The 21,693-nt window shown below is 74.8% G+C and carries 14 protein-coding genes; 5 read left to right on the top strand and 9 right to left on the bottom strand.

The genetic code is table 11. The features are described from left to right. Window positions 1–7 precede the first annotated feature (7 nt). Both ACQP6G_RS18080 and ACQP6G_RS18075 read left to right on the top strand, forming a co-directional pair. Window positions 8–1,450 (top strand): DUF2252 domain-containing protein, encoded by a 1,443-nt coding sequence (locus ACQP6G_RS18080; protein ID WP_429766356.1) that lies wholly within the window; start codon window positions 8–10, stop codon window positions 1,448–1,450. Between the two features lie 38 nt (window positions 1,451–1,488). Beyond that, window positions 1,489–2,475 (top strand): aldo/keto reductase, encoded by a 987-nt coding sequence (locus tag ACQP6G_RS18075; RefSeq protein ID WP_429766354.1) that lies wholly within the window; start codon window positions 1,489–1,491, stop codon window positions 2,473–2,475. A 17-nt stretch (window positions 2,476–2,492) separates the two neighbouring features. On the opposite strand, the gene ACQP6G_RS18070 is transcribed toward ACQP6G_RS18075, so the two are convergent. From ACQP6G_RS18070 to ACQP6G_RS18055, 4 genes are read right to left on the bottom strand one after another with little or no spacing between them, the layout of a single operon-like run. After that, window positions 2,493–2,924: a GNAT family N-acetyltransferase gene (locus tag ACQP6G_RS18070; protein ID WP_429766352.1), complete on the bottom strand. Its 432-nt coding sequence runs from the start codon at window positions 2,922–2,924 to the stop codon at window positions 2,493–2,495. Between the two features lie 19 nt (window positions 2,925–2,943). Next, the gene (locus tag ACQP6G_RS18065; protein ID WP_429766350.1) at window positions 2,944–4,281 is read right to left on the bottom strand and encodes a cellulase-like family protein; all 1,338 of its coding nucleotides are present in this window, start codon (window positions 4,279–4,281) and stop codon (window positions 2,944–2,946) included. Then, window positions 4,278–6,698, bottom strand: a complete 2,421-nt coding sequence (locus ACQP6G_RS18060; protein WP_429766349.1) for a beta-galactosidase — start codon at window positions 6,696–6,698, stop codon at window positions 4,278–4,280. Before ACQP6G_RS18060 ends, ACQP6G_RS18065 begins: the two co-directional genes overlap by 4 nt. Window positions 6,699–6,738: 40 nt before the next feature. After that, window positions 6,739–10,056: a DUF5107 domain-containing protein gene (locus ACQP6G_RS18055; protein WP_429766347.1), complete on the bottom strand. Its 3,318-nt coding sequence runs from the start codon at window positions 10,054–10,056 to the stop codon at window positions 6,739–6,741. A 55-nt stretch (window positions 10,057–10,111) separates the two neighbouring features. On the opposite strand from ACQP6G_RS18055, the gene ACQP6G_RS18050 reads away from it, so the two are divergent. Continuing rightward, window positions 10,112–11,002: an AraC family transcriptional regulator gene (locus tag ACQP6G_RS18050; protein WP_429766345.1), complete on the top strand. Its 891-nt coding sequence runs from the start codon at window positions 10,112–10,114 to the stop codon at window positions 11,000–11,002. A 42-nt stretch (window positions 11,003–11,044) separates the two neighbouring features. On the opposite strand, the gene ACQP6G_RS18045 is transcribed toward ACQP6G_RS18050, so the two are convergent. Together ACQP6G_RS18045 and ACQP6G_RS18040 are read right to left on the bottom strand one after the other, a co-directional pair. Continuing rightward, on the bottom strand, window positions 11,045–12,331 hold the full coding sequence (locus ACQP6G_RS18045; RefSeq protein ID WP_429766343.1) for a cellulase-like family protein: 1,287 nt from the start codon (window positions 12,329–12,331) through the stop codon (window positions 11,045–11,047). Between the two features lie 175 nt (window positions 12,332–12,506). Next, window positions 12,507–13,007 (bottom strand): nitroreductase family deazaflavin-dependent oxidoreductase, encoded by a 501-nt coding sequence (locus ACQP6G_RS18040; RefSeq protein WP_429766342.1) that lies wholly within the window; start codon window positions 13,005–13,007, stop codon window positions 12,507–12,509. Window positions 13,008–13,168: 161 nt separating this feature from the next. Here ACQP6G_RS18040 and ACQP6G_RS18035 point away from each other — a divergent pair, with 161 nt between their 5' ends. After that, complete coding sequence (locus ACQP6G_RS18035) at window positions 13,169–16,066, top strand: M4 family metallopeptidase (protein WP_429766341.1); 2,898 nt, start codon at window positions 13,169–13,171, stop codon at window positions 16,064–16,066. A 114-nt stretch (window positions 16,067–16,180) separates the two neighbouring features. Continuing rightward, window positions 16,181–17,269, top strand: coding sequence for a LuxR C-terminal-related transcriptional regulator (locus ACQP6G_RS18030; protein ID WP_429766340.1), 1,089 nt, complete (start codon window positions 16,181–16,183; stop codon window positions 17,267–17,269). A gap of 104 nt (window positions 17,270–17,373) precedes the next feature. Here ACQP6G_RS18030 and ACQP6G_RS18025 read toward each other — a convergent pair whose 3' ends face one another. The 3 genes from ACQP6G_RS18025 to ACQP6G_RS18015 are packed head-to-tail and all read right to left on the bottom strand — an operon-like array spanning window position 17,374 to window position 21,691. Beyond that, a complete protein-coding gene (locus ACQP6G_RS18025; RefSeq protein ID WP_460624632.1) occupies window positions 17,374–19,824 on the bottom strand; it encodes a beta-xylosidase/alpha-l-arabinosidase in 2,451 nt (816 codons plus the stop codon). A gap of 14 nt (window positions 19,825–19,838) precedes the next feature. Next, the gene (locus ACQP6G_RS18020) at window positions 19,839–20,726 is read right to left on the bottom strand and encodes a carbohydrate ABC transporter permease (RefSeq protein WP_429766338.1); all 888 of its coding nucleotides are present in this window, start codon (window positions 20,724–20,726) and stop codon (window positions 19,839–19,841) included. Beyond that, on the bottom strand, window positions 20,723–21,691 hold the full coding sequence (locus ACQP6G_RS18015; RefSeq protein WP_429766337.1) for a carbohydrate ABC transporter permease: 969 nt from the start codon (window positions 21,689–21,691) through the stop codon (window positions 20,723–20,725). Before ACQP6G_RS18015 ends, ACQP6G_RS18020 begins: the two co-directional genes overlap by 4 nt. Window positions 21,692–21,693 lie beyond the last annotated feature (2 nt).

The following is a 21,693-nucleotide window of genomic DNA, read 5'->3' as shown; positions in this document are numbered from 1 at the left end:
TGGGCCCATGAGCACCCGTGACGACGTGGCAGAGCAGCTCGCGCCGCCCCCGCCGACCGACTTCGGGCTCCGGGCCGAGCACGGCCGCGCCGCCCGACGCCGCGCCCCGAGGTCGTCCCACGCGGGGTGGGCGCCCCCGCCTGACCGCCCCGACCCGGTCGCCCTGCTCGAGGAGCAGGAGGTGACCCGAGAGCCGGACCTCGTGCCGATCCGTCACCGCCGGATGATGGTGTCGCCGTTCACCTTCTACCGGGGCGCTGCGCTGCTCATGGCGACCGACCTGGCCCGCACCCCCGTGTCGGGGATCGTCACCCAGGTCTGCGGCGACGCGCACCTGTCGAACTTCGGCGTCTTCGGCACGCCGGAGCGGGCGATGGTGTTCGACATCAACGACTTCGACGAGACCCTCCCCGGCCCGTGGGAGTGGGACGTGAAGCGGCTGGTCGCCAGTGTCGAGGTGGCGGGCCGGCACCGCGGGTTCGACGCCGGACAGCGCCGCGACCTCGACCTCGCCGTCGTGCGGGCCTACCGCGAGCGCCTGCTGCGGCTGGCCGGGTCCGGCGTGCTCGCGGGGTGGTACGACAGGCTCGACGCGGACCGCGTCGTGGCCTGGATCGAGACGGAGCACCGCGCCAAGCGCCTCGGCCGCAAGCAGGTGGAGCGGATGGAGGCGGACCTCGCGAAGGCCCGCACGAAGGACAGCACGCGTGCCGCCGCCAAGCTCGTGGAGGTGGTCGACGGCGAGCCGCGGATCGCCGCCAGCCCACCGCTCGTCGTCCCGGTCGAGGACCTCGTGCCCCTCGCACGCGACCGGGAGCGGGCGGAGGACTGGATGCGGGGCCTGATCGCGTCGTACCTGTCGACGCTCCAGCCGGAGCGCCACCCGATGGCGGAGTTCTCCTACGTGCACATGGCGCGCAAGGTCGTCGGCGTCGGCAGCGTGGGCACGCGCGCGTGGGTGGTGCTGCTGCGCGGCCGGGACGAGGCCGACACCCTCGTGCTGCAGGCCAAGCAGGCGGAGCGCTCGGTGCTGGAGCGCTTCCTCCCGCCGAGCCGGTACGACAACCACGGCGAGCGGGTCGTGCGCGGGCAGCGGCTCATGCAGGCGGCGGGCGACGTCTTCCTCGGCTGGCAACGCGTCGCCGGCGTCGACGGCGTCGTCCGCGACTACTACCTCCGCCAGCTCTACGACTGGAAGGGCGGCGTCGACGTCGAGGTGATGGACGCCGCGGGCGCGCGCGCCTACGCCCAGCTCTGCGGCGAGGCGCTCGCGCGGGCCCACGCCCGCACCGGCGACCGCATCGCCCTCGCCGCCTACCTCGGCCGCAGCGACGTCTTCGACCGGGCGGTCGCGGACTTCGCCGCCGACTACGCGGACCAGAACGACCGCGACTACGCCGCCTTCCTGGACGCGGTCGCGTCAGGCCGGCTCGCTGCCGCGGAGGCATGACCACCGACCACCGACCACCGACCAGCAGGAGACCGCACATGCACACCCGCACCCTCGGACAGGGCCTCGACGTCTCGGCGATCGGCCTCGGCGCCATGGGCATGTCCCAGAGCTACGGGCCGAACCCGGGCAGCCGCGACGACATGATCGGCGTCCTGCGCGGCGCCGTCGACCGCGGCGTCACGTTCGTCGACACCGCCGAGGTGTACGGCCCGTACGTCAACGAGGAGCTCGTCGGGGAGGCCCTGGCGCCCGTCCGCGACGCCGTGGTGATCGCCACCAAGTTCGGCTGGGACATCCGCGACGGCCGCAGCGTGGGCCTCGACAGCCGGCCCGAGCAGGTCCGCCGCGTCGCCGACGCCTCGCTGCGCCGGCTGCGCACCGACCGGATCGACCTGTTCTACCAGCACCGCGTGGACCCCGACGTGCCGATCGAGGACGTCGCGGGCACGGTCGGCGAGCTGGTCGCCGAGGGCAAGGTGCGCCACCTGGGCCTCTCCGAGGCGTCGGCCGCGACGATCCGCCGCGCCCACGCCGTGCACCCCGTGACCGCCGTGCAGAGCGAGTACTCCCTGTGGACGCGCGACCCGGAGGCCGAGGTGCTGCCCGCCCTCGCCGAGCTGGGGATCGGGTTCGTCCCGTTCAGCCCGCTGGGCAAGGGGTTCCTCACGGGCACGGTCGACCCCGGCACGTCCTTCACGCACGGGGACATCCGTCGCACGATCCCTCGGTTCACCGCAGAGAACCGGGCCGCGAACCTCGCCCTGGTCGACCACGTCCGCGCGCTCGCCGACGCGAAGGGCGCCACGCCCGGCCAGGTCGCGCTCGCGTGGCTGCTCGCCCAGCAGCCGTGGGTCGTGCCCATCCCTGGTACCCGACGCCTCGAACGCGTCGAGGAGAACGCCGCCGCCACCGCCGTCGCCCTGTCGGCGGACGAGCGGGCGGGCCTGGACGCCCTCGCCGCCCGCGTCGGGGTGCGGGGGAACCGCTACAACGACGCCGGCATGAGCATGGTCGGGCGCTGACGGCGGCCGACCGGCCGTCAGGGCCGGTCGGCCAGGACCATCCCCAGGCTCTGCGGCGCGGACTCGACGAACCCGAGGCTGCGGTACAGCGGGCGGCCCGGCGCGTCCGCCATGAGCGTGACGTACGGGTGCGCGGGCGCGCGCTCGTCGATCTGGGCGAGCAGCCACTCGAGCACCTGTCGTCCCAGTCCCTGCCGCTGGTGGTCGGGCAGGGTCGCCATGTCGGCGACGTGGAAGTACCAGCCGCCGTCGCCGAGCACCCGCCCCATCGCGACCGCCTCGCCCGTCGGCCGGTGCCTGACGTGGACGAACGCCCAGCTGTTCGCGACCGCGTAGCCGGCCTGCTCGGCCGTCTTCGGGCTGAGGCCCGAGTCCCGACGCAGGCGCAGGTACGCGTCGACGTCGGGCGCGGTGGGGACGAGCTCGTACGGGTCGTTCGCGGCGGCCATGCGGTCACCCTAGGCGGGCTCAGGCGGCCGTGCCGCGGACGACGGCGGTGCACTCGCGCTGCAGCTCGTCGTCCTGCCACATGGCGTGCTGCGGCGCGGCGTTGGAGCACACGACCGAGCCCCAGGCGCCGACGTCGGCCGCGTGCCGCACGGCGTCCCGGCAGATCTGCGCCCCGACCGGCCCCTCCTCGAACCGGGTGTCGCGCGGCGTGTAGCCCACCCAGCCCTCCCCGAGCACGAGCGGGATCCCGAGCCGGGCGGCGTGGTCGGCCGCGACCCCGATCCACTCGCGCAGCCGCTCCGCCATCGCGATGCGGTGCGCGCCGTAGCGCTCGTACAGCCACCGGTCCACGGCCTGCGGGTCGCACCAGTCGTGCACGTAGATCTCGGCGTGGCCGACGATCGACGCGCGCCGCTTCCACTCCTCGTCCGGCGGCGGCGCCCACTCGCCGAGCCGCGGCGCTCCGGGCCGGAGCAGCTCGGCGTCGGCCCGCGCCTGCGGGAAGTCGGCGGGGTCGCCGCGCAGCGCGAACTCGCGGACCAGGTCGTCCAGGACCCCGTAGACGTACGGGTGGACGCCGAGCACCTGGGCGTTGCGCGGCAGCCCCCGCATCGCGGTGACCGGGACGGCGGCGTAGTTCGGGCCGCAGAGCACGCCGGGGTGGCGCGCGGAGAACGCGGCGATGCCGCGCTCGAGCCGGTCGCGCAGCTCGACGACCGGGTCCTCGACACCGGGCAGCCCGGCGGTGAGGTGCCCGGCCTGGACCTCATTGTGCGGCTCGACGCACGCCAGCACGTGGTCGAGCCCCTCGTCCCGCAGCAGGTCCACGAGGTCGGCCATCGCCTCGCCGAGCACGGTGAGACGGTCGTCGGGATCCACGGCCTGGAGGGCGTCGTACCAGGCGCGGTCGGCCGCGAACGCCGGGCTCTGCTGGTACTCCCACGACGACGCGATCACCGTCATGCCGTGCCGCTCGGCGCCGCGGAACAGCTCCAGCAGGTGCGCGCGGGCGTCGATCGTCGTCGGCTCGCGCACGTCGTACCAGCGCACCCGCGACGCGTAGCCGCCGCCGATCGGCCCGAGCCGCAGGGCGGTCGTGTCGAGGCCGGACCGGAACAGCAGGAACGGCATCGCGCAGACCCGCACCGCGTTGTACCCGAGCTCCACCGCGCGGGCGAACGCCGCGTCCAGGTCCTCGAAGGGCTCCCCCGGCCCGGTGCGCACGTACCAGGAGAAGTCCCACAGCGTGATCGCCAGCCGCCCGGGCAGGTGTGCGGGCACCCCCGCGGCGGCCGCGGTCCCCGTCACCGCGCCCGCGCCCGCGCCCGTCACCATGCGGGCCGCCGTGCCGCTCATGCCCCCTCCCCCACGGCCAGGACCACCCGCGCCACCCGGACGACGTCGACCGCGGCGACGGCGATCCCGTCGGGCACGTCGCGCACCGACGGGTCCACCCAGACGCCGGTCGCGGCGCGCCACGGCAGCAGCTCCAGCGTCAGGCCGTCGCGGGCGACGTCGTCGCGCCACGGCGAGAGGTCGACGTCCCACTCGCGGCCGTGCCAGAAGTGGTCGCTCACGACGACGTCGCCGCCCGCTCCGTGCACGACGGCGCGGCCCACGTCGCCCTTCCACGCGACGCGCAGCAGTGCGCGGTCGACGCCGCCCAGCGCGTCGGCGGGCACGTCCAGGGGCACGCGGGCCGCGCCGGAGAAGTCGGTCGGCGCGCCGAGCCGGTCCATCGGGCCGCCGCGCGTCGGCTCCGGCGGCGCGGGGGCGTCCGGGTGCAGGTCCGTCGCGACCCGGCGACTCCCGGCGGCGGGCACGGCGAGCGTCCACGACGACCACGGGCCGGCGGCGCCGGACGGGTCGAGGTGGGCCTCGTCGCCGCCCGCCACCTCGAGGGTCCGGGGCGCGGGCAGCATCGACACCGTGACCGCCGGGTCCTCCGTGTGCACGACGAGCGCGCCGTCGAGCGCGTGCACCGGGGCGTCGGCGAGGACGAGGCGCTCGCGGCCGCCGACGTCGAGCCGGTACAGGCGGTTCGCGGACGCCTCGTCGAGCACCAGGACGTCGACCTCTCCGGACGGGCCGCGCAGACGCACGACCGTCTCTGGCCCCGGCTCGCCGACCAGGTCGAGGACGGTCACGCCGTCCTCGGCGCGCGCCTCGACCGGGCCGGTCGCGGCGACGTCACCGTCGACAGCGAGCTCGACGGGCACGCCGTCGGTCGCGACGAGCACGACGAGGTCCCGCCCGGTATCGATCCGTGTGAGGACCTGCGCCGTCGCGCTGCGCAGCACGAGCCCGTCGGCGAGCGGGTACCGGACGGGCCAGGCCACGGAGACGCCCGCGGGCAGGTCGACGGGACGCGTGGGCACGGTCACCGTCGCGTCGTCGAGCTCGACGGCGACCCGGACGCCCTGCTGCGGCGGCAGCGGCCGGCGCGCCGGCTGGTACGTGGTGAGGAAGACGTACCCGCGGTGCCCGTCCGACCGCACCGACCAGCGCAGCTCGTCCGGTTCCTCGCTCCCGCCGCCCACGGTCGTGGTCATGGCCGCGAGCGCCGCCCCGTCGGCCTGCAGCCACAGGTGCTGGCGGCGCAGCAGGTGGTGGTGGCGGCGCACCTGGCCGTGCTCGCCGACGGGGGCCCCGAAGTCGTAGGTGCGCGTGGGCACGTCGTTCGGGTAGCCGGTGGCATGCGACTCCTGCTCGGTGCCGCGCGGCCCCACGCGCTGCGTGCCGCCGGCGTACATGTAGTACCCCTGCCACACGGAGCCGCTGCCGACCTTCGCCAGCGCGAGAGCGGCCACGTCGTCCGGCGTCACCAGCGGCCGCCGGTGGTAGGCGACGTGCATCCCGCCGCCCAGCTCGCACGTCGCGTACGGCAGGGCGTCGTCGTCCTTCAGGGGGACGGCGTCGGGCGCGACGACGACGCCGTCGAGGGCCTCGCGCAGGTCGGCGCCCACGCTGAGGTCGTCGCGCACCGTGCTGTACCGGAAGTGCACCGGCGAGAACGCCGGCCACTCGGTCTCGCCGTCCTCCCAGAACCCGTCGGCGTACGCGGAGTAGAGCGGCAGCAGGGTGGCCGGCACCTGCGCGCCGCCCCACCCGGTCGCGGTCCACAGCGGCACGCGCAGGCCCAGCTCCTCGGCAGTCGTACGCAGGGTGGCCAGGTGCTCGGGCTGGTCGTAGAGCTCGTTGTCCACCTGGGCCCCCACGACGGGTCCGCCCTCGGCGTGGGTCAAGCCGTCGAGCTGCGCGACCGTCTGCGCGTAGTAGGCGCGGACCAGCTCCAGGTACGCCGGGTCGTTCGTGCGCGTCGCCAGCCCGCGCTCGACGAGCCAGTCGGGGAAGCCGCCGTACCGCGCCTCGCCGTGGGCCCAGGGCCCGAGCCGCACGACGACGTCCAGACCGTGCCGCCCGGCGAGCTCGACGAAGGCACGAAGGTCGAGGTTCCCGTCCCAGCGGAAGTCGCCCGGCGCGGGCTCGTGCGCCTGCCAGAACACGTACGTGGCGACGGAGTCCAGCCCGCCCGCCCTCGCGTGCCCCAGCACCTCGGACCAGCGTTCCCGCGGGACGCGCGAGTAGTGCACCTCGCCCGTCACCGGGAACCAGGGCGCCCCGGCCCGCTCGAGGTACCGGCTGGTCACCGCCACCAGGTCCGGCGCACCGGGCGGGTCGCCCAGCTCGAGGTGGTCGCGGCGCGGCGGGGACGGACGGTCGACCCGCACGCGGTGCGTGACGGACCGTCGGCTGTCGAGGGCGTCGGGCATGGGCTCTCTCCTTCGAGAAGCGGGGTCGGGTCGGGGCCGGTCAGGCCGAGGCGGTGGCGGCGACGTGCCGGTCGAGGGCCGCGAGCTGGTCCCGCAGGGCACGGACCCGGTCGTCGTGGTCGTCCTGCACGTCGTGGGCGAACAGCAGCATGGCGGGCAGCGACGTCGCGAAGTAGTCGACGGTCGCCCGGTGGCCGGACTCCTCCTGGACGTACCGCGCGAGGCCGTCGCGCAGCCGCCGCGCCTCGTCGTCGCGGCCGAGCCTGCGCAGCGCGAGCACGGAGGCCCCCGTCCGCTCGGAGAACTCCTGGACGGCCATGCCCTCGAAGTCGCCCTGCTGGTCGGCCGCGGTGCGCCAGGCGTCCCGGGCCTCGTCGGCCCGCGACGGGTCGACGACGGAGAGCGCGTCGAGCGCGTCGCCGAGGAGCAGGTGCAGGTCGGCGGTGTTGGCGAGCGGGTGGCGCGCCTCCCCGAGCGACTGCGGCGGAGTGAGGGCCGCGGTGGCATGCCCCAGCCCGGCCGCGGCGTCGCCGCCGTCCAGGGCCTGGCGGCCGAGGTCCAGGTGCGCGGCGTCCCAGGCCGCCAGCACGCGCCCCTCCCCGCCCTCCCACGGCTGGAAGGACCGGCCGGCCAGGACGTCGAGCGCCTCCGCCGCGCGGCCGAGCGCGGTGAGCAGCTCCGCGAGCTGCACGGACAGGTCGTCCCGGGCGCCGACCAGGTCGGGGCGGTCGAGCAGCGTCGCCAGCCGGCGCTCCGGGGCCGTGCCCCGCCGCGCCTCGAGCTGGTCCGCCTCGTACAGCAGGCGGGCGTCATCGGGGGCGAGGTCCCGCGCCCGGGCGTACCAGCCGGCCGCCGCCGCGGCGTCCCCGCGCACGTTGTAGGCCGCGACGCCGAGGTTCCGCAGCACGACGGGGTCGGTCCCGTCGCCCGCCGCCGCGACCTCCCAGGCCCCGACCGCGTCCTCGCGGCGGCCCGCCGCGTAGAGGCGGTGCCCGGCGAGCCCCGCGACGAGCGGGTCCTGCGGCCAGGCCCGGCGCAGCCGCGCGAGGGCGTCGTCGTCCGTGGCGGCCGGGAACGCCCAGCCGCGCGGGGCGCGCCGGGCCCGCTCGAGCGCGTCAGCCGCGGCCGCCCGGTCGCCGCGGGCCAGCTCGAGGTCGGCGCGGTGCAGCAGCGCGAGCACGCGAACGTCCCGCTGCCCGCGCGGGGACGGGCGCGTCGCGACGTCCTCCAGCAGCTCGACGGCGTCCGCGACCTCGCCCGCCGACGCGTGCTCCAGCGCGACGTCGAGCGCGATCGTCGGGTCTGAGGTCGGGCCGGCCGGCATGTCGGCGAGCCCGAGCCGGGCGCCGAGGTCGCGTGCCCACGCGTCGAGGGGGTCGACGGCGAGCGTCCCGCGCACCAGGTCGCGGGCGCGGTCCGCGTCCCCGACCCGCCGCGCGGTGATCGCCGCGAGGTTGCGCCCCTGCACGTGCTCGGGGCTGCGGCGCAGCAGCGCGTCCAGCCCCTCCGCGGCCTCGCCGTCGCGCCCCTCGGCGAGATCGAGGCGCGCCGTGGCGACGGCCGCGGCGTCCCGCCACGCCTGGTCCCACGACGCCGTCCCCAGCGCCTCGCGCGCCTCGGCAGTCCGGCCCTGCCGGGCGAGGACCACGCCCAGCCGGTAGTGCGCCTCGCCGTCGCGCGGGTTGGGGTTGCGCACCGTGAGTCGTGCCGTCGCGGTGCGCAGCAGCCGCTCGGCCTCGTCGAGCCGGCCGGCGCGCGCCCGCCGGGCCGCGAGCGCCGTCGCGCACCGCGCGTCCCCGGGATAGCGGCGCAGCGCCTCCGCCCAGTACGGCTCCGGCGAGCGCGTCGCGTGCCGGTACTGCTCCAGGTGCAGCCCGGTGACGTACAGCTCGTCGACGGAGCCGATCTCCGCCGGCGCGGGCGGCTCGGTGGCTGGTGCCGGTGCGGGGGCGTCGGGGTCCGCCGCGGCCCGCGGACGCCAGGCCACGAGGGTCGCGCCGGCGTGCTCCACGACCAGCTCGTAGGCGGTGGGGTCGACGCCGGCGCGCCCCGTCAGCTCGCGGACCAGCGGCGCGCCGGGCGCGACGTCGGCCCGCTCGTCCAGCAGCACCTCCCCGCCGGCGCGCAGCACGACCCGCGCCCCGGGCCGCGGGGACGTCGCCGCGACGCCGACGCGGACCGCCGTGCCCTCGACGTCGAGCCGGACGGCGGCCTCCCGCGTCGCCTGGTGCACCGGGCCGACGTCCTGGATCGGGTACCAGTACTGCGAGAAGGCCGTCGTCTCGCCCGGGCGCAGGAACGCGAAGTCGGGCTGGTTGTCGGTGAAGACGCCCGCCATGAGCTCCACGTACGGGCCGCCCGTGTCCGTGAGGTGCCGGTCCCACGCCCAGCCGAACGGCGCGTTCCCCCACGTCCACATCTTCTTGCCGGGCGAGACGCGGTGGTCCGCCCAGTGCACGAACCCGGCGCCCGCCGCATGGTCGTAGCCGCCGAAGAAGTCGTCCTGCGACCCCAGGCACATGTACGACGTCGGCACGGGGATGTTGCGGTACCGGTCCAGGCGGTCGCCGTCCGGCCGCTCGGGCGTGCGCCGCGCCGGGTAGTCGACGCCGTAGTAGCGGTCCGACGCCGCGGGGAAGGTCGTCACGGCGCGCTTGGCGTGGTCGGCGACGACCGTCACGTCCGTGGGGAAGAACGCCTGGTAGTCGTCGTGCACCGCCGCGGCCACGTTGGCCCACCACAGGAACGTCTGCACGTCGTCGGTGCGGTTGACGAGACGGACGCGCAGCTCGACGAGCGCGCTGTCCGGGCGCAGCCGCACCCCGTGCATCCCCTGCATGCGCGCGAACGGGTCGTGGTCGGAGCACCAGACGGTGACCGCCCCGTCGGGCTCCTCCTCGATCCACGACTCGGTCGGCAGGAAGGTGGCCGGGCGGTGGTGCTGCGGCCAGTTGAGCTCGACACCGCCCGAGAGCCACGGCCCGAGCAGCCCCACCAGCGCGGGCTTGATGACGTCGTTGCGGTAGAAGAAGTCGTAGCCGCGCGTGCGGTCCAGGCCCACGTGGATGCGCCCGCCGAGCTCGGGCAGCACCATGAGCCGCACGAACGCGTTCTCCAGGTGGACCGCGTCCCACTCGCGCGGGGCCTTCTGCTGCTCGACACGGTCCACGAACGGCATCGGGTACACCGCCCCCGACGACCCCTGGTACACCCGCTGGTCCAGGTACGCCGGGTACCGGTCCGGCTCGCCGATGTCGTACGTGTCGATGGACACCGGTTCGCGCCACCCGCGCACGGGCCGGTCGGCGAGGCTGTCCGGGACGGCCGGCAGGACGATCCGCGACTCTTCTCCTGGCATGGGACGAACGTAGGCCGCTTGACCGCGCGGCACGATGGGCGATTCCCTGGCGCACATGGACGAAACGACGGTCGACGCCGCTGCGGCGCTCCGGGACGGCTTCGCGGGTCAGCGCATGGTCGTCGTACCGCGGCCCACGGTGCGCGCGGCGCTCGCGCGCCCCGTGACCGGACGCCTCCTCGTCACCGACGCGGGCTTCTTCCCCCACGCCGCTCGGCACGGGCGCGCGCGGCCCGAGGGCGCGCGGCAGCACGTCCTGCTGGTCTGCACCGACGGGTCCGGGTGGTGCCGCACGCCGGACGGGCGGACGGCCGTCCGGCCGGGGGACGTCGTCCTGCTGCCCGCCGGCGCGGCCCACGAGTACGCCGCCGCGGACGACGACCCCTGGACGCTCTGGTGGCTGCACGTGACCGGGCGGGACGCGGACGAACTCGTCGGCGCCGCCCGCGACGCCGCCGGGGGCCCGGTCTCGCACCTCCGCGAACCGGCGTCCGTGGCGAGCCTCGTCTCGCAGGCCATCGACGCCCTCGACGACGGCACGGCGGGCGGGCTGGTGCGCGCCGGCGGTGCCGCCTGGCACGCCCTCGCGCAGGTCGTGGCCACGGGGCGCCGCTCCCCCGGCCCCGCACCGGACCCCGTGGAGCGCGCCGTCGAGCACCTGCGGTCGACCGCCCCGCGCCGGACGTCGGTGGAGTCGCTGGCGGCCATGGTCGGGCTGAGCCCGTCGCAGCTCGGCAGCCTGTTCCGGGCACAGGTCGGCACCTCGCCGCTGCGCTATCAGACCGGGCTGCGGATGGCCCGGGCGCGAGAACTCCTCGACAGCACGGACCTCCCGGTCACAGCCGTCGCGCAGGCCAGCGGGTACGACGACGCCCTGTACTTCTCGCGTCAGTTCACCCGCGTGCACGGGTCGTCACCGACCACCTATCGCGCCCGGGGCCGCTAGGCGGGAGGGCCGAGGCCCCGGCGCGGCAGGGTCGAGCGCCCCTCAGGCGGAGGCGTCCCCCTGGATCAGGCGGCGGTTCCAGCGTCGCTGCCACTCGACGTTGTCCCAGCCGGGGTGGTGGGGCGCCGAGTTGGAGCCGAGGACGGCGCCCCAGGCGCCGAGCTCGATGCACCGGGTGATCGCTCGTTCGGCGATACCCTGCCCGACGGGGCCGTCCTCGAACTCGGCGAGCAGCGGGGTGTAACCGACCCAGCCCTCGCCGATCACGAGAGGGGTGCTCGTGCGCTGCGCGTGGCGCGCCAGCACGTCGAGCCGCTCGTCGACCGCGGTGCTCATGGCCTCGCGCCACTGACCGTAGTTCTCGTACAGCCACCGGTCCCAGCGTGCGGTGTCCATCCAGTCGTGGCTGTAGAACATGCTCGCGGAGACGCCGGTGGCGGACAGACGCCAGGGGTCGACCGTGCCCTCGTACGACGCCACGTCGGGGGCGTCGTCGCGCAGCAGGGACCGCAGCTCCGGGGAGGGGAAGCCCTCCGTCGAGCGCACCCCCGCCCACTTCTCGAGCGCGCCGAGCACGCCGTAGACGTAGACGTGGAAGTGGGCGACCTCGCCGTTGTCGGGGACGGCGGCGATGTCGAGGTGCGGCGGGATGCCGTAGCAGCTCGTGGCCAGGATGTCGGGGTGGCGCTGCTGCATGCGGGTGACCGCAGACTCCACGAACGGGCGCTGCGGCCAGTAGACGTCGGACGGGCCGCCACCGCCCGCCAGGGAGAGGCGGCTCAGGTCGACCTCGTTGTGCAGCTCCGCGTAGGCGATGCGCTCGGCCAGGCCGTGGTCCTTGAGGAACTGCACGAGGTCGGACATGGCGTCGGCCATGACGCGGTGACGGTCGTCGGGATCCACCGCCATGAGGGCCTCGTACCACTCCGGCCCCTCGAGGAATGCCGGGCTCTGCTGGTACTCCCAGGACGACAGGATGACGTAGCAGCCGTGGCGCTCCGCCGCCCGGAAGAGCTCCAGGAGACGGGCCCGCCCGTCCAGGACGGCCCCGCCGGCGGCGTCGTACCACCGCGTCCGGACCCCGACGTCGCCGCCCATGCTCGTGAGGCGCAGCGCGGAGGTGTCGATGCGGTGCTCGCCGAAGAGGAGGAACGGCATCGCGCAGATGCGCACGGTGTTGTAGCCCCGCTCGACGGCCTGCCCGAACGCGGCGTCGAGGTCGGCGAACGCCTCACCCGGGGTGGTCTGGGTGTACCAGGTGAAGTCCCACAGGCTGATCGCCAGGCGGGTGGGGAGGTGCGAGGGCACCTTCGACGCGTGGTGGGGCACGGCGCGGCCTTCCGGTGATCGGGTGTCGTGCTGGTCAGTCGTGCGATGCGACCGAGGCACGAGGACCGCGGCGCCGCCGTGGCGTCGCCCCCTCGTCCTCGAGCGGCCTGACGATCACGGTAGGGACCCCGCGCAGGGGCGGGGAATGTCCGATCCGGCGGACGACATGGACGAATCAGCGGTCGCCCGCGTCCGCCCGCTCGAGCACGAACAGCCGCACCACCCGCCCGGACTCCCGCTCGTAGGCGCGGTACCCCGGCCACTGCGCCTCGATGCGCGCCCACAGCGCGTCCCGGTCGCCGTCGTCGGTGACAGGCGTCGCGCGGACGTCGAAGCGCCGGCCGCGGACGCTGACGGCGGCGTCCGGGTGCGCGAGCAGGTTGTACGTCCACGCAGGGTGCCGGTCGCGCGCGAACGACGTGCCGGCGACCACCAGCCTCCCCCGGCCCACCGGTGTGTACATGAGGTACGTGTCGCGCGGCTCGCCCGACCGGGCCCCGACGGTGTGCAGCACCAGCGAGGGCACCAGCACGGCGGAGAGCTGGAACCGCCCGCGCGTGAGCCGCGCCAGTGCGCGCTCCACGGGCGGCAGGGCGGCGGGGGCGACGGCCCGGAACGCGCGCGTCCGGGTGATCGGCGCGACGACGGACCGGACGACGTGCAGCACGCTGGCCATGCCCCATCCTGGCGGGTGCCCGGCCACGCACGGAAGGCTCGCCTCCCCCGTTCACATCTGTGCACGCCGACTAGTCGGCACGGCAGATCGTTGACCGTGATACCGGTCCGCACGTTCCCTGAACCCGTCGAGCTGGTTCACCTGGGACGAAGGAGACGCCGATGGCGACCTCAGCGCACGAGCACAGGGCACGGGCAGGGACGGACACGCCGAGGACCGGGCAGAGATGCCGGCGGGCCTCCGGCTACGGCCTCACGGCGCTCGTCGTCGCCGGCCTCGTCATGACGGGGATGCCCTCCGTCGCGTCGGCGCAGACGGCCGGCACCGCGCAGCAGTCTCCGGCGGCGACCGCGACCACGCCGACCCCGGGCGGCGAGACCACGACGGACACGCCCGCGCTGGTCACCGGGCTGGAAGAGAAGGCCGACGCGTCGGCCACCCCCGCCACGGCCGCACGTGGCTACCTCAAGTCCCGCAAGGCCCGCTTCCACATCGCCGACCCGGCCACCACCCTGAAGGCCGCCGGCACCGAGAGCGCCGACGGCCAGGAGGTCGTCCGCCTGCAGCAGCAGTACCAGGGCGTCGACGTCCTCGGCGGCGAGTACGTGGTCCGGATGGAGAAGTCCGGCGGCCGGCGCACGGTCACCGGCACGTCGGGGAAGTACTACACCGACCTGGAGCTGGACACCGTGACCCCGGCCGTCTCGGAGAAGGTCGCGGTCCAGCGCGCGGTCGCCGCCGTCGCCGGCACCCCCGGGGGGATGCTCCGCAAGGACACGCCCGAGACCCTCACGTCGTTCAGCGGCGAGTCGCAGGGCGTGGCCATCCTCCCGCAGGGGGACGGCGTGCTGACCCGCCACATCACCGTCACCGGCGTGGACGCCGACGGGATGCCGGTCAGGCAGGAGGTGTACGTGGACGGCGCCGGCGGCTTCCCGGTGCTGCAGTACAGCGCGATCAAGACCTTCGGTGCGCCGGACGGCGACCCCGCCGCCGCGGCGGCCGGGTCCGCCTCGACCGCCGAGGCCCCGGAGGCGGCCTTGAGCTCCACGCCGGGCTCCGTCGTGGGGACCGGCGTCCGCTACGACGGCGAGACGGTCGACCTCGGCCTCTACCAGGCCGGCGCGGACAAGCCCTTCCAGATGCTCGACTACACCCGCCGGGCCGAGGACAAGCCGTTCGAGGGCCCGCTGATCAAGACCTACGACGCCCACGGCGCCGAGGCCGCCTACGCCTCCGGCGTCTGGCCCAGCCAGGCGACGATCGGCGAGAGCGCCACCGCAGACCTCGGCCAGGAGTTCACCGACTCCGGCATGGTCGACGCGCACTGGGCGGCCGGCCAGGTCTACGACTACTACAAGGACACCTTCGGCCGGGCCGGGCTCGACGGGCGGGACGGTTTCATCAACTCGATCGTGGGCGTCACCTCGAACGGCGGCCCCTACAACAACGCCTTCTGGGACGGCCAGAAGATGGTCTACGGCCAGGGCGGCGGCGACTTCCGCACCTTCTCGGCGGACACCGACGTCGTCGGCCACGAGATGACCCACGGGGTCGTCGAGCACACCGCGAACCTCGTGTACGTGGGCCAGTCCGGGGCGATGAACGAGGCCGTCGCCGACTACTTCGGCAACGCGATCGACCTCGAGGCGGGCGGCGTCTCGATGGACGACCCGGACGCCGCGCTCCTCGGCGAGGACCTGTGCACGACCGCCGCCCCGAGGGACTGCGCGCTGCGCGACCTGAACGACGGCGCCACCACCTTCGCCGACTTCGTCGGCGCCGGCATCAGCGGCGACAACGGCGGCGTGCACCTCAACTCCACGATCTTCTCGGGCTCCCTGTGGGACGTCCGGGAACGGCTCGGCTCCGAGCTCGCCGACCAGATCGTCTACCGTGCGCTGTCCGCGTACATGACCCCGCTCGACGACTTCCTCGACGGTCGCGCGGCCGTCGTCGCCGCCGCGAAGGAGCTGGGCGCCACCAAGGCGCAGCTGAAGATCGTCAACGGTGCCTTCGACGCGCACGGCATCGTGGCCGGCTGGGAGAAGACGCTCGGCGTCGACAGCGACCTCCTGATCGCGGACGTCAACGTCGGCGACACCGGGGTCGGCGCCGGCGGCGGCAGGTACGCCGTCTCGCGGAGCAACGAGGACGGCTCGATGCCGTACTCGGTGTGGGTGGGCAGGACCGACGGCAAGGGCCGGCCGGAGCTCGTGAGCGGCAACAACGGCAGCTTCAACGTGTACGCCGACACCGACGGCACCACCGTCGTCTGGGCCGAGTACACCGGCAGCTCGATCGACATCTGGTCGCGTGCCGTAGCCGGTGGCCTGCCGAAGCGGGTCGTCTTCAGCCACAACGGGCCCGTCGGGTCCCTGGCCGTCGACGGCGACCTCGCGGTCCGGACCGTGACCGACTACACCACCGGCACCCAGCACGTCGGGTGGGTGAACCTGAAGACCGGCGCGTCCGGCCTGGTCGACCCCGGCACCCCCGCGGTGTCCACGGCGCTGCCCTCGGTCAAGGACGGCAAGATCGCCTACGCGAAGCTCTGGTACACGGCGGACGGCCCGCGGCTCGGCGTCGAGGTCTTCGACACCGTCGCCGGCACCAAGACCCTCATGCCGATGGACAACGCCACGGTGATGGGCATCGGGCAGACCGCTGTCACCGACGACGGCGTCGTCTGGATCGAGGACACGGACATCACCGACGCTGGCCAGGCCGCGGTGCGCAAGGCGTCCTTCGACGGCTCCACGCCGGTGACGCTGGCCCCGGAGGCGCCCACCAGCACGCTCTACCCCTACACGCTGACGGCGTCCGGCACCGCGGTGACGATCACGTCGATCCCGCCGGCGACGACGTGGGCCAACGCGACGCTGCCGAAGCTCTTCCAGGTCGGCGCCGACGGCACGAAGGGCACGCAGCGGATGTCCTGCAGCCGCGGCGAGCAGATGTTCGCCGCCGCCGACGAGGGCTCCCGCGTGCTGTGGTTGGACGGCACCACCAGCCACACCAACCTGGTCAAGCGGGACCGCCCGGTCGGCAGGTGCTGACCTGTCGTTCCTGACAGGCCGCGGCCGGGTGCCCCACGGGGGCGCCCGGCCGCGGTCGTGCGCGGGACGACGTGTCGGCTTGTCTCCCCTGTCGCCAGACCGCACACTCCGGGCGTGCCCACCGCCGAGCCCGACCGCCCGCCGACCGAGGACGGGACCGCCCCCGTCGACCTCGGGTCCGACCAGCCCGAGCTGTCCCGGCTCGGGCTGGACGACGACATGCTGCGGCTGTACCGCGCGGCCCTACGCACCGGCGCGACGGCGTCGGGCGAGCTGGCCGCGCTGTCGGGTCTCGACCTCGACCGGACGGAGCGCGGGCTGGCGCGGCTCGCCGCGGACGGCTTCCTCACGGCGTTCGGGGCGGTGGCCCCGCGCGCGGCCCTGCGGACCGTCGTCACGCGGCGGATGGCCGAGCTCGCGGAGCAGGAGGCCGAGCTGCGCACGGTGGACGCGATGGTCGACGGCCTGGCCGACGGGCTGTGGCCCTCCGACGCGCGCCTGCCCGTCGGCGACGCCAGCCTCGTGGTCGGCACGCCAGAGATCGCGCGTCTCACGACCCACCTCGTGATGTCCGCGCGGCACGAGGTGCTCGTGCTGGACACGCCGCCGTACGTGCAGATCGGGACCGGTCGCTCGGACGCCTCGTCCGCGCACTTCAGCGTCGGCGCGGACGACGACGTCGACCAGGCGCTCGCCCGCGGCGTCGTCTCGCGGCGCATCGTCTCCCAGGACGGGCTCGACACGCCCGGGCGGGCCGAGGGGATCCTCGAGCTCGGGGGCGCAGGGATGACCGTCCGCGTGCGCGCGACGCTGCCTACGAAGCTCCTGGTCGTGGACCGCGAGACCGCGCTGCTGCCGCCGTCGTCGTCCGCCGACGCCGCCACCACGGCCCTGGTGCTGCGCGGCGGCGTGCTCGCGCACGTCCTCGTGCCGCTCTTCGAGGCCCTGTGGGAGGACGCGGTGCCGGTCGTGGCACCGCCGGGCGACGCCCCGCACCCGGACGGCGCGCTCACCACCGAGGAGCGCGAGCTCCTGACGATGCTGGCGGCGGGCCTCAAGGACGAGGCCGTGGCGCGCCAGCTGGACGTGCACGTGGCCACGGCCCGCCGCCGCATCACGGCGCTGCTGGCGCGCCTCGGGGCGAGCAGCCGGTTCCAGGCCGGCGTGCAGGCGGCCCGGCGCGGCTGGCTGGCGGACTCCTGACATCGGGCCAGGGGAGCCGTCCGGTCAACGGGGCGGGCGCAACACCTCTGACCGAGCAGGCACAGGCCGGGCCCGAGGGGTCACCCCGGGCCCGGCCCTGCCGGTCACGCGACGGTGGACGTCACCACCCGCGGGTCGGCGACGGTCACCTCGTAGGTGTCGCCGGTGACGACGAGCGTCGCGCGCGGCGTCGCCGTCCCCGGCAGGTCGCGCTTCTCCGAGCGGCGGGCGCTGGTGATGGCGCCGCCCGTGGCGTGCTGGACGTCCTCGGCCTCGGCGTCGGGCGTGGCGGCCACGTGCGACCCCACCCACACCTCGACGTCGCCCGGCTCGACGACGCGCACGAGGCGGCGGTCGGCGAACGCGAGCCGCGTCGTCGGCACGTCGAACGTCACGACGACGGACTCCCCCGGCTCGAGCGCGACGCGGCGGTACCCGAGCAGCTGCGCGACGGGCCGGGTCACCGACCCGATGACGTCGCGCCCGTAGAGCTGCACGACGTCCGACCCGGCGACGGTCCCGGTGTTGGTCACCCGGACGGCGGCGGCGAAGCTGCCGCCCGCGGCGACCTCGCCGTCGACGGCGAGGTCGGTGTACGCGAACGTCGTGTACGACAGGCCGAAGCCGAACGGCCGCAGCGGCGTCGAGTCCGTGGACGTCACGTCGGACGGCCCGCCGAGCACGGGGTGCAGGTACGAGTACGGCTGCGCCCCGGCCGACCGCGGCAGCGACACCGGCAGGCGGCCCGACGGGTTCACCGCGCCGGCGATCGCCGCGGCGACGGCCGTGCCGCCCTCCTCGCCGGGGAAGAACGCCTGGAGCACCGCGCCCGGGCGCCGGTCGTCGGAGTCCCCGGCGACGTCGAGCGCCCAGTCGATCGCGTACGGCCGGCCGCTGAGCACCACCATGACGACGGGGGTGCCGGTGGCGAGCACGGCCTCGACGAGCCCGCGCTGCACGCCGGGCAGCTCCAGCGACTCCGCGTCGTTGCCCTCGCCCACGGTGCCGCGGCCGAACAGGCCCGCGTGGTCCCCCACGACGACGACGGCGACGTCCGCCGACGACGCGGCGGCGACCGCCTCGGCGAAGCCGGACGTGTCCTCGCCCTCGACGTCGCAGCCCGCGGCGTGCACGAGCTCGGGCTGCGGCAGGCCCGCGGTGCGGAACGCGCCGCCGAGCGACTCGAACACGGTGGGGATGTGGAAGCCCTTCGGCACCTCGGGGTGGTGCGCCAGCACGTGGTTGGCGAACGAGTAGCAGCCCATGAGCGCGTCGCTGCGGTGCGCGTTGGGGCCGACGACGGCGACGCGCGACGGTGCGGCGCTCCACCCGGTCAGCGGCAGCACGCCGTCGTTGCCGAGGAGCACGAGCGACTCCTCGGCCAGGCGGCGCGCCACGTCGCGGTGGGCGGGCGAGTCCAGGTCGACCACGGCGGGCGGCTCGCCGGCGAAGGCGTCGTCGTCGAGCAGGCCGAGCTCCTCCTTCTGCGCGAGGGCGCGCAGCACGGCGCGGTCCACGTACCGCTCGTCCAGGCCACCCGCACGGACGACGTCCGCGAGCGGCTCGAGGTACGCGTCCCCCGACGGCAGCTCGACGTCCAGGCCGGCCGCGAGCGCCTGCGCCGCCGCCTCGCCGCGGTCGGCGGCCACCCGGTGCATCACCTCGAGGAACGCGACGCCGAAGTAGTCCGCGACGACGGTGCCGTCGAAGCCCCACTCGTCGCGCAGGATCCCGGTGAGGTGCTCCGGGCTGGCGTGCATCGGCACGCCGTCGACGTCGACGTACGACGCCATGACCGACCGCACGCCGCCGTCGCGCACCGCCATCTCGAACGGCGGGAGGAAGACGTCGGCCATCTCGCGCGGGCCCGCCGAGACGGGCGCGTGGTTGCGCCCGGCGCGCGACGCCGAGTACCCGACGAAGTGCTTGAGCGTCGCGTGCACGCCGGCGTCCTGCAGGCCCCGCACGTACGCGGTGCCGACCGTGCCGACGAGGTACGGGTCCTCGCCGATGCACTCGTCGACGCGGCCCCAGCGGGGGTCCCGCACGACGTCGAGCACGGGTGCGAGGCCCTGGTGGATGCCGAGCTCCCGCATGGACCGCCCGATGACGTCGCCCATCTCGGCCACGAGGTCGGGGTCGAACGACGCACCCCAGGCGAGCGGCGTGGGGAACGTCGCCGCCTTCCACGCGGACAGGCCCGTGAGGCACTCCTCGTGCACGAGGGCGGGGATGCCGAGCCGCGTCTCGCGCCGGAGCCGCTGCTGCTCCGCCCACAGCCAGGCGGCGCGCTCCGCCGGGTCGACCGGCCGCGTGCCGTAGACCCGGGTGTAGTGGCCGATGCCGTGCCGGGTGACCTCCTCGAGGCGGCCGCCGTCGCCGGCGGCCATCTCGCCCTGCATGGGGGCGACGACGTCGCCGCCCTGGTCGAGCCAGTAGCCGACCAGCTGCGCGAGCTTCTCCTCCAGGGTCATGCGGGCGTGCAGCGCGGTCACGCGCTCGGACACCACGGGCAGCGCCGGCAGCTCCGGCGCCGTGGGGACAGGGTGGGTCACGTGCTCTCCTTGGGTCATCCCTTCACGGCTCCCTGCAGGCCGTTCACGATGCGCTTCTGCATCGCGAGGAAGAACACCAGCGCAGGGATCATCGCCAGCGTCGTGAAGGCGAACACGCCCGCGGTGTCGGCCGAGTGCTCCGAGGAGAAGTCGGCGACGCCGAGGGGCAGCGTCCGCATGTCGCCCTGCAGCAGCAGCAGGGGCAGGAGGTAGGCGTTCCAGGAGCCGACGAACGCGAGCACGCCGACGGTCACCATCCCCGGCCCGGACAGGGGCAGCAGGATCCGCCAGAAGAACCCGACGCGGCTGGCGCCGTCGAGCTGCGCCGCCTCCTCGAGCTCGGTGGGCAGCGCCTGGAGGAACGGGCGCAGGATGACGACCGTCATCGGCAGCGCGAACGCCGCCTGCGGCAGCGCCACCCCCCACCAGGTGTTGCCCATGTGGTAGTTCTGCGTGATCAGGATGAACAGCGGGATGATCGCCACGGTCGCGGGGAACAGCAGCCCGATCACGAACACCATGAACAGCGCCTCGCGCCCCTTGAAGCGGTACCGCGCGAGGGGGTAGGCGGCCATGATGCCGAACACCACGACGACGGCGGTCGTGACGACGGCGATGATCATGGAGTTGAGGAAGTAGCCCCAGAACGGCGAGCCGGCCGAGAGCACGCCGGCGTAGTTGTCCCACACCCACGGACTGGGCAGGCCGGCCGGGTCCTCCGCGAGCTGGGCGTTCGTGCGGAACCCACCGAGCACGCCGTACAGCACCGGCCCGAGGGTCACCGCCACCACGACCAGCGCGATCGCGTAGACCAGCGGGTTCCCGCCGGAGAAGGTCGTCCTGCGGCCGCTGCGGGCGGGGGCAGGGCCGGAGGTGCGGGCGGGGGTCGTCACGGCGCTCATCGGCCGCCCTCCTTGCTGTCGCGGCTCAGGATGAACTTCTGGTACGCGAGCGCGAGCACCAGCGCGATGACGAACAGCACCACCGAGGCGGCGCCGGCGATGCCGAAGTTCTGCCGCTTGGTGCCCTCGTTGACGAGGAACGTCGCCATGGTCGTCGTGGCGTTCGCGGGCCCGCCGCCGGTGAGGATCCACACCATGTCGAAGAGCTGGAGCGAGCCGATCATCGACAGGAAGCCCCAGGTCCGCATGGTCGGGCCGAGCAGCGGGATGGTGATGCGCCGCTGCACCTGCCACCAGGAGGCGCCGTCGAGCTGGGCGGCCTCGTAGAGCTCGTCGGGCACTCCCTGCAGCCCCGCGAGGAACAGGATCACGGCGAGGCCGAGGTACTTCCAGGTGAGCACCACGAGCACGGTCCCCAGCGCGTACTCGGGCGTGCCGAGGAAGCCCTGCTCCGGCCCGTGCAGGCCGACGGCGGCGAGCATCGTGTCGATGACGCCGTACTCCGGCTGCAGCAGCTGGAACCACACGACGCCGGCGATGACCTCCGCCAGCACGTACGGCACGAAGATGATCGTGCGCAGCAGGCCCTGGCCCCACATCTTGCGGTTGAGCAGCAGCGCGATCGCGAGCCCGAGCGGGAGCTGCAGCAGGATCGAGCCCACCACGATGACGAGGTTGTGCACGACGGCGACCGTGAAGACCTCGTTGGTCAGCACCGACACGTAGTTGCGCAGGCCGACGAAGTCGACCATCGGCCCGAAGCCCTTCCACCTGTACAGCGACATCTGCACGGCGGTGGCCACGGGGACGACGACGAACGCGACGAGCAGCGCGAGCGCCGGCGTCACGAACAGGGCGATCTCCGCCCGCTTGCGCCACACGGCGGACCTGCCGCGGCGCTCCGGACGGCGGTCCGCCGACCGTGCCGGGGCACGGTCGGCGGACCGGACTGCGGTGTCCGTCATCG

It is taken from the genome of Isoptericola nanjingensis, assembly GCF_050311635.1.
In the GTDB taxonomy this organism is placed as follows: Bacteria; Actinomycetota; Actinomycetes; order Actinomycetales; family Cellulomonadaceae; genus Isoptericola; species Isoptericola nanjingensis.
The sequence above is the reverse complement of the archived record's forward strand: the minus strand, read 5'-3'. Positions and strand labels throughout refer to the sequence as shown.